This is a genomic window from Endozoicomonas sp. ISHI1 (assembly GCF_024606225.1).
Classification (GTDB): domain Bacteria; phylum Pseudomonadota; class Gammaproteobacteria; order Pseudomonadales; family Endozoicomonadaceae; genus Endozoicomonas_A.
The window spans coordinates 133,663-147,080 of record NZ_JAGRPU010000003.1; the positions used below are offsets into that span (position 1 = coordinate 133,663).

Sequence of the window (13,418 nt, forward strand, 5' to 3'; positions counted from 1 at the left end):
AGGCATCAATAAATAACGACTGAACTATCTGCGGTAAATTGGCTAAATTATTGTCGAGATCCATGGCTCTTCTGGGAAAGATCACGGTTTATGTGCTCTTCCTTGGCCTGTTTCTGCCCCGTAATAACTGGGACAAATATCCCAATTTCATGGCTATCGCTCTTCTCACTTTTTCGGTAGCTCCATCTGCCTCGGGCAGCCTTTTGGAAAATGTCGAACAGGTCAAGAAGTATGAAAGTTATTTCAAAATGCTGGGAGAAATTGCCCAAAGCACCAGAGACACCTCTGCTATGCGGAATCAATATTGGCGAGTCCATATAGTGCGTTCCCGAACAGATAGCAGAGAATATATGCTAATCGACTCTGAACTGAGTTCAACCCCCATAGGTAGCCCCTTGATGGGATCACCTGTCTTACCAGACAACCCTGAAGTACACCCCTTCTCCATGAGCAATCCATTTCCGGAAGGCAGTCTACAGTTTACTTCCTGGCACATTGACTACGACAATGAGGCTTTGGTCACTGGTCCGCCATTTCAGAGAGTCGATCTTTCTACCTTTAAGCAACTACCAGCAGGAGGTAATCCCTTTACGTTCAGACCGGATGAAGAGACCTTGCTCAGTGTAAGAATGAGGGTGCAGAATCGTAAAAGTGGTGACCCTCAGCCCAAGCAGAGAACGTTTATTCTTGTGCCTAACCATGACGTACCCACTGCTGAAACAAGGTTCGACTCAAAGAACAAACTCAAACAAACCTTTTTCTGCCACTATATCAACAGTCAAAACTCAACTTGTGAGGTCTGCGTGGAGTTTGAGACTCTGGAAGATGAAAAGAGCATTCACGATCTGAGGACAGCCAGCCACTTTTATGACCAGAGTAGTGTTTTCAATAATCCTGTTGAAAAACAGGTGTCAGACACCTCTGCTTACCCGGTGACAGATGATGACTATCAGAAGTTCCTTGAGGTCTTTGAGCAAAATGTCCAAGGTGAATTCCTAAACGTACAGGATGGCGTCAGCGTAGACGTGTCTTCGGAGTACGAATCTATAGGACAGGCCCATGCAAGGGTGATTGGAAGAGGCCAGTTTTCCGTCGTTTTCACCCTGGATAATGTTCTCCCCGGGCTGGCTCTGCGACGTTTCCCCGGTTACATAAACAGAAGGGACGCCGATAACTTTCTGCTAACCCACGAAGCGGCCCTGAAGCTCTACAGGGAGTTGGGCGTCAACCTGGAACCCACCCGACTCTTGCGCATCAGAGCCGGAGAGGGATACTCCATCTATATGATCCAGCGTCATCTCAGAAAAGATCAACTGGCCGAAAATTTCATCGAAGGTCTGCTTGACTTTGGACCTGATGAAATTGCCATGTCAATCAAATCTCAGGACAGCACGGAAGAAGTTCACGAAATGAGCTACGCAGAAGCGGTCAGCCGCATTCTGCACGCAGTGATCGCTGCCATCTATAACAACCTGGAAAAACTGGGCAATGAAAATAGTGCCCATAGAATCTGCTGCGATGCCAAACCCGATAATTTTGCCGTCAGCTTTGCCTATCGCAAAGAGTGGAAAAGGCGCAATCTCTACCTCCGTGACGTGGTCACTCATGCTGACCTGACTGATTTCCACCCTTGCTCTCTGGTCTTGTTCGATCAATTGCTTTTCGATGGCGGCCCTGAAGCCGCAATGCTCAGCAAGATTCTAGGCTACAACCCCTACCGGGTGTATCAGGAAAAGATTAAAAGCTGGGCTGATGCTAAAAAGCTGATTATTAAATCTCTGGCAAACATTGCCTATCACGCTGGCGATATGGCATATGACATCATGCCTGAGCTGATAGACCGAACGCGTCTGATGCTTGTGGATGAGTGGCAATCCACTCCGGAACTCCGCCGACGCTATATGGACTATCTGTATCAGAGACCCATTTCAAGCACTGATGCCAGCAAACTACCGCTGGAACGCCTGTTCTTTGATCCCGATGAGATTTCGGCTGAAAGTGTAATTCAGTATCGAAACGATAGCTCTGGAAATAATCTCAAGCTAAAGCTTCACCATTACCTTTTGAAACTGGCCAGGGAGATGCGGCCAGAGCAGTTTCATCATCAGCTCTATCTACCCGTTGACTATCAACAGGACTGGTGGTTGCGCATCGTAGACAAAAAATACCGGGAAGCCTTTTCAAAAGCGCTGGCACGACGCTTTTCTGAACTCGATGCCAATGAGGCTAACGGTAGTGAGCCCACTGTAGTGGCCAGCGAATCCCTGAGAACACTGGTGAATTCGGTAGCGGCCGATCGCACATTGGTCGATGAGGCTAAGTTAAGTCAGCTTATCAACTGGCACGTCGTTGCCGGCAAGATACCCGGGCATGCAAACGAACAGAGAAAAAAACATGAGAGAACCTTAAGAAGAATCGAGAGGGACTACCTCATTCGAAGAGTCAACCGTTTTTACTCAAACCGACTCCAAAGTCTGCATATGACGACTGGGCCAGACTCGGCAGTTGCCGAGTTATTTGATGAACATCCGGCTGAGGCCAATGAAATTATTGAAGAAAGCCTGAAAGCCTTTAAAAATGGATTCAGCAAATTACAACAGCTTTTCTGGCTTCACCTGGTCAACCAACACCAGCTGCCCCTGCCAGAAGATGAGCAGCAACAGCTCGATAAAATCACTAAGGATGAATGGATTCAACAGGTCAACCAGAAGTATTCAGACAAAATCAGAACTGCCCTGAACAGGGCATTTGGACAAAAATCTTTCGAAGACAAAATACGCCTGTTAGCAAACAACTCCATGCTTGAAATACTCATCCGGGAAATTTTATCCGATACCGGTATTCCTTTGTTTTCTGGTGAAAAAGCCTCTGCCACAGGGCAGCAGCCAGAGGATAGGCCCCTTGATGAAACAGACTTTGCAGCTCTGCCGGCAACAAGACTGAAAAAAAACAGTACTTCTTTCAGCCAACAATCAACACACATTGAACTGACCCAGCCAACCGCGGACAGCCAACTGCTGTCAACCGGTTACTCTTTCGGTACTCTTACCCGAAAAAGCCTTACCGAACTGATGAAAAAATGGGGGATTTACCCCATGGACATTGTACAGGCAGAAGCTACAACCTTTCCTGAAGCCTATAGCCGACTGAGATCCCAAAACTGGGCCAGGGCTCTGGAAAATCTTAACCTTTTATTTCCTGTCTCTGTCGTTTACCCACTGCCAGAGACAGTCAGATTGCGTTTTAAACCCCGTGTTTATGAACGCCAATTCCTGGCCAGAGAGCTCAGATTAATACCCAGTCATGACAAAGTGCAGTTTCCAAGTTACACCCACAGGGACACACTGATTCAAGCGATCAAGGAGGTCATGGGGCACAGAACCCCAAGTCGCGAATCAAAGCCTCTGGTGATTATTGACCTTTCCTCCTCTGTCGATGAAATGATAACCGATACCGCTCATCACTCCACCCCTCCCCCCTCACCTCCCAGAATCATTGTGATTCAATCAATCCTGAGTCGTGCCGGGGCCAGAGAATTGCGTCAGGTAAAACAAGTGACCGTCCCCCTTGCACATTTAAATCAATGGATTCGTGAGAACAGGAAGTACGACTACCTTCTCAGAGTCTTGAGAGTACAAAATGACGATCAGTGGTTCACCCTGAAACTTCCTGAATCCGTTAAAACCAAAAAAGACAAAAAAGCTAAAAGAAGTGCTTACGCTGTCAGGCAGGCAATCCAGTGGCAATCATCGACACCCCCGACTTTGCAGCCGTCCCGTACAAAACGGATCAAACTGGAAAACCTCTCCCTGAATCCTCGTGAACAGATGGAGCTGATGCAACAGGGAATCACGGAACTGTCACAGGCAGAATTGACCCGGTACAGGGATCATCAAGCAGCAGTCCAGGCAAAACTGCATCAGGCAGAAGAGCAAGCGCTCAATGCTTTGAAATCACAATGGTGCCAGGTTCATAGCGTAGCGGCAGACCACTTCTGTCTGTATAACAGTCTGGTTCACTTATTAAACATGAGGCCGGAAAGTGCTGGAAAGCTGATCGACCATATCATATCCCTGCTAAAAAAACTGGTATTGACTATGCCTTATGCCAATCATGGCGTTCATGGTTACATTGTTGGCGGTTTATTTCGAAACATTATTTTTCTGGCTTTAAAAAATGATGCTATGAGAAATAATCTCTCGTTCCAGCTCAGAAACCTGCTCGCCAATGGCAACCCCTGGCTAAAAAGTCTGCTCAAACGACTCTTACGGAAACTTCCACGACACCTGCCAGTGGACTACAACCACATTCTGAATAACCTGGACCAGATGGACATTGATAGCCAATGGAGTCTCCTGAATCAGCTGATCATCAATGCTGGTAATAGTACAGCTTTTGATCTTGTATTGGCTGACTTGATTAACCAATTGGCGGTAGTGGCGGGTCAAACCCAACACGAGTACCTGATACATGATCTGGTTCAGCAACTGAGTCAACAATCGCATCAAGATAGCCTTGTGTTAACGCCTCACATGCTATTTCTTGGACTTGGAGCCCAAGCCCTTAACCATCTCATGAACAACCCCAGCCTGGCTGGTTTCCAGATGCTTGAGGGCCTCATGCCCTTTCAGCCGGGACAGCACATGTGGGGAGATTCCAATGTAGTAGAACACCTCTTGATGCCTTTGCTTCAGGCAGCCAATACGCCGTTGAATGTGATGATTGTAACGCCTGCTATTCACAACCCCCAGGAACCGCTGGGAGCTATGTTAATTGCGGCAACGGCTGGCCACCCGGATCTGGAAGTAATGCCGGTGCCCAGTCATGATCAACTACAGATCATGCAATGGCTAAACGATCCGGACACATTGACGCTATTCCATGGCGGCCTGGAAGCGCCACTACTTCCCCGGAATATTATCAATGTTGGAAATCACTGGCACCCTGTTGTGCCAACATATGCCTCAGCGGCAAATCTGATGTTATATCCTGTCACCTCGCCCCAGCTCAATCTCCCCGCGACAACAGCATCGGGCCACCCATCTCTAAAGCATTCAGTACAGCCAACCATTCTCATAAAAGCCGGGTCTGAATCGTCAATCCCCCCCCCCGAGGCTACAGCTTTCTCCTCTGTCAATGATGGAATGAACATCTTTCTGGATAACCTGCCTCCGAACTTTGGAAATCTGATGGCAACAGCGTCCTCAGTTAGAACGGAAGATCTACACAAACAAGTCAAACAGCAGTCCGATGAAGTCGAAGCAGGGCTTGAAGCTTTCAGCCAGTGCATTCAAGGTACAACCGGGATAACTTGCAGCCGACTTGAAGTAACATACTGGATTCGCTGGCTGGTGATTATTATGGCTCTGGTCATGAGCAATGTCTCAAGTAGTTGATCGGATCGAAACATTCACCCGGCAACTTTATCTCCCTTAGCTATCCTGAACAGGTTGCTAAGATTTTGCTTGAGGCAGGGCGTGGTCAAACCCTCTATTCGAAAAAAAATCATTCTTTTCACAGTGGTTCCCGTTACACTCTTCTATAACTTGCTGAGTGCGTTGCATATTTATACCTCTTTCAAGGAATCCTCCCATGAAATTGAGATACAGATGCGCAATAACATTGTGCACTTTGCCCGTGCCCTGGATGCCTACACTCAGGAAATCATGTCCCAGGCAACAGCCCAGGTTCGTTTATTACAGACCGAAACCTACCCAACTTACCCGCTGCTTCACAGCATTCTGGCTTCCAGCCCCTTCCTGACCAGAGTCTGCTGGATCGATACTAAAAAAACGGTCACTTCAGCCTGTATCAATAAACGCAAAAACAAAGCAGAACCCACCCGACTGGCAGCACTCCCCCCGACTGAACTTGGCAAAAGCTGGCAGCAGCTTCTCAGACCCAATGACTACTGGAGCAAGCTCTATAGGGATGTCAAAACCGGAAAGAGGCTGGTCAGCTTTATTGTACCCAGCGCTCAACCGGGCGATGGGCATCTGCTTAAACTGGATGTTGATATCAACGGTATGGTCCACGATGTCATTAACCCCAAGCTATTTGAAGGACGCAATATCGGAATCAACCTCTGGAAATTCAATATGGTCGACCGCAGCGGTGATTACCTGTACAGTGACAGCACTCAGGCGAACCGCTTTGGTCATAAAAACCTGCGCCAAACCGGCGAAGTATACGGTATTGAAGGATTTGGTAATAAGATCGAACAGTGGGTTGATTCCGGTCGCGCCGAAACCTTCCGGGCCTGGCTCCCCAACCCTCAGTATCAAAAAGAATACTGGTTCTTCGGTGCCCCGGTTTCTTCTTCCCAGTGGTGGCTTTATACCTCAGTCAGTCGACAGCACGCTCTCCAGGGTGTGTTCAATATAGCCCTGCTGGACATTGCTATCATGCTGATCTCCCTGCTCTTGATCCTCGGTGGCATCTGGTATGCCTCCAAAAAAATCACCTCCCCCCTGATTACTCTGAAATCCTGCATGGACACCTTTATCGAACATCATAAGCTTGTGGAACTACCCGATACCCATTCCAGAGACGAAGCTGGCTCACTGGCCCGTTCATTCGTCAAACTGACTCAGTGGCTTGATGCCAGAGACCATGCCCTGCACCAGGCCAGAGCCAACAATATGGGGCATATCGTTCAGGGATTAAAAGGACGCTACTTTTATTTCCAACTCGACACTGACGGTAAGATTGTCCATATCAGCCGTTCGGTAAAATCGGTCCTGGGCTTCCGTAGTGAGGAGTTTTCCGGCCCATTGGAGAATTTTTTGAGCCATGATCCGGGCAATTGCGCCTTCAAAGTCAATTTTCAGAAGGTACTGCGAGGTGAGCCGGTAGAAGCTTTCGAACTGGATATCCAGAATAAACAGGGGCAGTCACGAAGGATTGAGCTTTTTTGGAACGCCATGACTTCCGGGCAGCAAAGAGTGATTGAAGGACTGGCCAATGATGTGACTGAGCGGGTCAGTGACACCCTTAAATTCAAGGCTCTGCTGAATTCTGCACCGGATGCCATGATTATCCTGAATCCGGATGGCATTATTGTCATGGTCAATTCCAGAGCGGTCGAACTGCTGGGTTTTCTGCGGGATGATCTGATCAATATGCCCCTTTCTCTGCTTGTTCCTCCTCAATCACGGGAGAACCATCCTCTGATCAGCCCTCTGCTGGACAGGGCCTGGAAACAAACACAACTGTTCCGTCAGGAAACAGAAGCCGTTGACCGACATGGACGCACCTTTCCTGCTGAGTTAACCAGTAATCCACTGATTACCCGCGATGGTATTCTTATATCCGTTGTCATCAGAGATATCACGGAAAGTAAACAGATTGAGCAGGCCCTGCTGACAGCAAGGGACGAAGCCATTACCGCCAGTCGCTCAAAAAGCCTGTTCCTGTCCTGCATGAGTCATGAGTTACGAACACCATTGAACGGTGTCATTGGCTATGCGCAGGTTTTACAGCGATCAGGAGGACTGAACCCCGGACAACACCGGAAGCTGGCCATACTTGAACGGTGCGGACAACACCTGCTGACTTTGATTAACGACATTCTTGATCTCACAAAAATTGAAACTCAGGGCGTCGATTTGCACCCGGTATCGGTTAACCTCAGACAGTTGCTGCTGGAAACCCGGGAGTTGTTTGTCCCAAGGGCAGAGCATAAAGACTTACAGCTAATATTGAACATTGACGAGCAAGTCCCGGATTGGATAGAGGTGGATGATGTCAAGCTAAGACAAATTTTGACCAACCTTCTGGGTAATGCCATCAAATACACAGAAGAAGGCTCCGTTGAAATCCTTATTAGTGTGAAGGATGAGCGACTCTGCTTTTCAGTGAAAGATACCGGTGTTGGCATTGATCCGGAAAATTTTGAAATTATCTTTGACCCCTTCAGGCAATTAGATGAAAGCCTGAAGTCAGGGGGCACAGGATTGGGTCTGGCCATTAGCCGACACCTGGTTAAAGCCATGGGAGACGACCTGACGGTTACCAGCCACGTCGGCCAGGGCAGCAGCTTCAGGTTTTCAATCCCGTTGAAAGAAGTTCCGGCACTGGACACCGATAACGTCTTTTCTTCCGATCAGGTGGAACTGATACTTGCTGACAATCAGACCTATACCGCACTGATTGTTGATGATCTGGAAATAAACCGTGACCTGCTCAAGGTCATTATGGAAGAAGCCGGCTTTAAAACGCTGGAAGCCTGTGATGGACTGGAAGCTCTGGCCTGCCTCGAAACCCGGAAACCCGAACTGGTCATGATGGACATCAGAATGCCCAGAATGGATGGGATAGAAACTTTGAAACATATTCGTCTGAATCCCGAGCTGAAAAATCTGAAAGTAATCGCTGTGACTGCCAGCGCAGGCTCTGACATCCATACGCGCCTGAAGCAGAAAGGATTTGATGGTGTCCTGGCCAAACCCTTCAAGGTGAATTATCTCCTACAAGTAGTGGCCAGCCATTTGAAACTGAATATCAGAAAATCACGAGTAGCCACCGACAAAGCGGAAGTTTCAGAATTGCCAAAACTGGATGAGACTCATAAAAAAGCATTGCTCAGAAAAGTCTCCCAGGTCCTTGAGTTTGGTGACATACAAGAACTGACGTCTATAACAAATGAATTCAAAGAAGCACACTTGCAAACGTATTGTCAGTATCTTCTGCAAATAGCCGAAGCCTGTGACATGGACGAGCTGGAAAAGTTCTACGAGCAACTGCAGAGTCAGTCTGACAAAAGCCCGGCCTGAGAGTGCAAATTACTACAACAGCACTCAGTATTAACCTATACTGCGCCATTATTTACCCCATCGAGAAACCCATGAATTCAACCTCAATTATTCAGGAAATTCAGGATAAACTGACTCTCACCCTGAAAGACATCTATGCACTGGCACTCAGTGCCGATGAACAGCTGGAAATTCTGCAAAAAGAAGAGAAAGGCAAGTTTTCTGCCATTTTTCAGCAGGACGCAGGTTTCAGTGCCTCCGCTAACCGTTTTCTGCCCTACCTGATCGAATTAAATGAGGAGATCCAAAGCCTGCCCATCATGGAACCCGAAAACCAGAAAGATAAGATCCAGGGCATTATGAAGAAGATGAGAATGATACACGAAGTGCTGGCCAGATTTCACAGCATCAAAGACGAAACGCTGCACTGAGCCCGAGAGGACTGAGTTCCCCAGCTTCGGCCGTAGCGAATCTGTCTCAGATACCCCTTGCAAAATACGGCCGCCAAGGTAATATACGGCGACGTCAACGGGGCACTTCCAGATCCTCGGAAGCGTAGTCGGAGCGTAGCGCAGCCTGGTAGCGCACCACAATGGGGTTGTGGGGGTCGGAGGTTCGAATCCTCTCGCTCCGACCAGTTTTTGCTGTTTTGATACTCTTTTCTATATTTTGTTACCGTTTCCTGAAGTATTTTTTCAAGACCCAAGAAAACCAGCCAATCGATAACTCACCATTTCATTGAACAGAGCAAAGTTTACCTGACACTATCTTTTACGATTGTCAGGTGTCTAATTCATCAGGATGAACTCTTTGGCGAACGATGTTAGTTTGTTCACGCTGAGATTCTTCATATGATGGTGGAGCAGTAGTGTTTTGATCATTGAAGGTGATGCTTGACCTCGGGCCGGGAGATCGCTGAGACTGAGAAGTCCCTGCTGTATTTCTATAAGCTTCAGCTCTTAATCGATTTCTACGTGCTGCGGCTCTTAGTCGATCATGTTCTAGTCGATCACACTCCTTAAGAAACTCCTTTTGGAGTATGTAACCTATCTGATCGCCAACAACCCATCCAACTGCGACAGTTGTCACAGTTCCTAAAGTGCCAAATGACATATACCTCGCACCAGCGTAACAGCTAGCGGAAACAATAGACGAAGGGACTACACTCATTAGAAAATGTGTGAACTTCTTCTGATCCCGTGAAAGGCCATCATAATAATCAGCATCCCATAAAGTATTATGAAGAAGTAAGTGTTTTACGGATTTTACGGACCAATTCAAGAATCTGCCAACGTTTGACCCTGTCTCTGGTTCTGTTTGTGTGCCTCGATCAACCAATGTATGACGGGCTACTTGATTATCTACATTCATAATAAGATGCCTCCTGTTTTTAAATTATGATTCGTTCAAATTACACTTTCTCAAACGAGAGTGAGTTTCCCTGACATTTGGGACAGCACACCATACAAAATCCCAACGGGTATTTGGGATGCCTGGTAATCTGACAATAGAATTAAATTTTTCTTCCTATCAACTGAGACCGTCTTATTAGATGAATAGTTCCATTAACTCCATTTTCAGATGTAAATAGTTTCTCATCCCTGAACGGCCTGCCTGCAACCCCGCCGACAAACCATCAAATGGCTAGACAGGTTTTAAATCGACCAAAGAAAGCATACCAATGAAGACAACCCGTATAAGCCTTACGGTTATGAGGAAAAGAGAACCACGGCTCATTATTTCACTCTGCAAGGTCTCACATTTTAAATAGATAACCATGAACTTTTCTGTCCAATTGCTGTCAAAAAGCACAAGTTTTCATGGAGATTCTATTGCTATGAGATACGGATTAAAATCAACAACCGTAGCCACAGCTAAAAAAGCAACTAAAAAGAGTAAGACTGACTTAAACCCCAAGGTTTCAACGTTTACTCCACCTGCTCAGCGTGTTCATGAACATTCGGACACGCCTTCCAATAGCCAGCAAAGGGGGAAGACCCCTTATCCTGAGGCTACCACAGAGAGGATCAATCACGCCTTCGAAGCACTAAAAAAACAAAATTTCGAGAGTGCAGAAGAAGCATTCCGGGTCATCTTAAACGAAGATCAGGACGTACTAAGTCCGTTCCACTACCAAAACATAGTCGTAGGACTTGCAAGGTCGCTAAAAGAGCAAACCGAAAAAAAACAGATAGAAGCCTGCTCTCTACTGCAAGAACTCAGGTCGACCGGGTCGTTCACTGAGTTCGGGGCTTCGACCATTCATAACCTTGATCTAACCCTGAGCCGTTGTGAAGAGGCAGTTGGAGGGTACCTTGACGCTGAAGCACGACTATTAGCACTGAGAAACAAAAAGCCAGATGCCGATGCAAAAACCCTGTGCGAGCCTTCTGGCAATTTTAACGCAGATATTACTATGGCCCGACTTTGGCAATCCATGGACAAACACACGCTGACTGAAACACTTCTTCTGAACATAAAGTCAGAGCTGACTAAAAGGTTGCAGTCAAAACCCTATGCTCCCACTGAACAAAGGCTCAGCAAACACCTCCATACCGTCAACATGGCTCTGGTTCGAATCTGGCAAGTGATGGACAAGCATGAACGGGCTGAAGGACTGCTGCTAAACATCAGTGACAGACACCCCAATGCCGACGAAGACAGGCTGTGTGAACCCTCCGCGCATCATGATATTGACCTTAAACTGGTGCGTCACTGGGAGTTGGTGGGCAAATACAAACGGGCAGAAAGGCTGCTGCTGAACATGAGCGGCAAACCCCCCAATGCCAGTGAGGACATTCTCTGCACTCACTCTGAAGATCGTGACATTGACTTGGCACTGGTGCGACTCTGGCAGTTGATGGATAAACATAAACTGACTGAAAGACTTCTGCTGAGCATGAGCGGCAAGCACCCCAATGCCAGTGAGGACATTCTCTACACCCCCTCTGAACATCTTGACATTGATCTGGCTCTGGTTCACCTCTGGCAGACGGTAGGCAAACATGAACTGGCAGAAAAACTGTTTCGGGGTTGCTGTGAATTCTATCATTCGAATGAATGTGAATTAGCACTGCTGAATATATCTTCCGGTTGATATTTTACTCAACGTAAATGGCGGCAATGTTCCGCCGCGGTGTACCCATTACCGTCAGCGGGGTACACCTTATTCGACAATTTGCTCAAACCTTCGGACTGTTAAAAACATGGCAGGAAGCGGGGGCATTTTGCTTTTCCTCTTAGGTAGCGTAATCGCTAAAAATGCATGCCGGGCAGAAAAGGGGCACAAGTGGCTTGCTCAGCGAGCCGAGCTTAACGCCCCAATCAAGAGGGTGTCGCAAAACGCCAACAACTCATTCCCATGCTCCATATGGGAATGGATACCCTCCTGAAAACCGGGCTCTAAGCCTCAAATAATTCATCACAATCGGTTCCTCCCTGCGGGCGCAGGGAACACATCAACCATGGCGGGGTCTTTCCAGCCTTTTTCGGTACATCCCTCTGGGCGCAGGAAACACAGCTGAGTTTTAGGAGAGAAGCTGTCAGTAATCGGTTCATCCTTGCGGGCGCAGGGAACACGATTCTGGGCATTGATCCCAAGCGGGACTTTCCGGTTCATCCCTGCGGGCGCAGGGAACACCTCGCCTAAATCTGCGAGTGACGCAGCAAAGAAGGTTCATCCCTGCGGGCGCAGGGAACACGATCGAGAATCCACTGAGCGTAGACGGGCAAATGGTTCATCCCTGCGGGCGCAGGGAACACTCCATGTCTTTATGAATCGACATCAGCAGTTGCGGTTCATCCCTGCGGGCGCAGGGAACACTAGGGGCAAATTCCTGTGCATATTGTACAAAGCGGTTCATCCCTGCGGGCGCAGGGAACACTGAAAGGCGTCGCCCGACTGATTGCCGAGTATCGGTTCATCCCTGCGGGCGCAGGGAACACGCCTGCCCGGTCACCCCAGATACTGTTCAGACCGGTTCATCCCTGCGGGCGCAGGGAACACAACGTCCACTGATCGAGGTAATTTCTTCAGTTCGGTTCATCCCTGCGGGCGCAGGGAACACGCGTTTTAGTGACTACCAAATTCCTCAACTGCCCGTTTCATCCCTGCGGGCGCAGGGAACACTCACCCTAACTAGGTGACACCCGTCGCTCATACGGTTCATCCCTGCAGGCGCAGGGAACACAGCTCATCAAATTCAGAGCCAATGAGCACATTCGGTTCATCCCTGCAGGCGCAGGGAACACTGCGAGCAATGCCGCACAAAAGGAACGAAGATCGGTTCATCCCTGCAGGCGCAGGGAACGCACTATTGACTCTATCTTCCCATCTCGAATCAACGGTTCATCCCTGCAGGCGCAGGGAACGCAAATCACAACCGTCGAACATATCAATCAGACGCGGTTCATCCCTGCAGGCGCAGGGAACGCGAGCTTTATTGCAAGGTTCTGCAAGAAAAAGGCGGTTCATCCCTGCAGGCGCAGGGAACGCGGCGCCAGTGCCCGCCGTTGGCCGATGACACCCGGTTCATCCCTGCAGGCGCAGGGAACGCGTAATCGGGGTCTGTGGCGTATTTGCCCAAGGCGGTTCATCCCTGCAGGCGCAGGGAACGCGCGATTATCACATTGTTGATCACCCTGCTTGGCGGTTCATCCCTGCAG

5 protein-coding genes, 1 tRNA gene and 1 CRISPR repeat array (1 of these 7 running past the window's edge) are annotated in these 13,418 nt (G+C 48.3%); of the genes, 5 read left to right on the forward strand and 1 reads right to left on the reverse strand.

From position 1 onward, the window contains the following. Positions 1-350 precede the first annotated feature (350 nt). The 4 genes from KBW69_RS03790 to KBW69_RS03805 all read left to right on the forward strand — a co-directional run bounded on the left by KBW69_RS03790 (position 351) and on the right by KBW69_RS03805 (position 9,390). Positions 351-5,396: a hypothetical protein gene (locus tag KBW69_RS03790; RefSeq protein WP_257279961.1), complete on the forward strand. Its 5,046-nt coding sequence runs from the start codon at positions 351-353 to the stop codon at positions 5,394-5,396. 81 nt (positions 5,397-5,477) lie between these two features. After that, on the forward strand, positions 5,478-8,774 hold the full coding sequence (locus KBW69_RS23630; RefSeq protein WP_257275555.1) for a PAS domain S-box protein: 3,297 nt from the start codon (positions 5,478-5,480) through the stop codon (positions 8,772-8,774). A 71-nt stretch (positions 8,775-8,845) separates the two neighbouring features. Next, on the forward strand, positions 8,846-9,184 hold the full coding sequence (locus KBW69_RS03800; protein WP_257275556.1) for a hypothetical protein: 339 nt from the start codon (positions 8,846-8,848) through the stop codon (positions 9,182-9,184). A gap of 129 nt (positions 9,185-9,313) precedes the next feature. Continuing rightward, positions 9,314-9,390: transfer RNA gene (locus KBW69_RS03805), tRNA-Pro, on the forward strand. 143 nt (positions 9,391-9,533) lie between these two features. Here KBW69_RS03805 and KBW69_RS03810 read toward each other — a convergent pair. Beyond that, the gene (locus tag KBW69_RS03810) at positions 9,534-10,124 is read right to left on the reverse strand and encodes a hypothetical protein (RefSeq protein WP_257275557.1); all 591 of its coding nucleotides are present in this window, start codon (positions 10,122-10,124) and stop codon (positions 9,534-9,536) included. 466 nt (positions 10,125-10,590) lie between these two features. Here KBW69_RS03810 and KBW69_RS03815 point away from each other — a divergent pair, with 466 nt between their 5' ends. Continuing rightward, the gene (locus KBW69_RS03815; protein ID WP_257275560.1) at positions 10,591-11,850 is read left to right on the forward strand and encodes a hypothetical protein; all 1,260 of its coding nucleotides are present in this window, start codon (positions 10,591-10,593) and stop codon (positions 11,848-11,850) included. A gap of 331 nt (positions 11,851-12,181) precedes the next feature. Beyond that, positions 12,182-13,418: a CRISPR direct-repeat array (repeat unit 29 nt; unit sequence CGGTTCATCCCTGCAGGCGCAGGGAACAC); it runs 7,094 nt beyond the window's last position.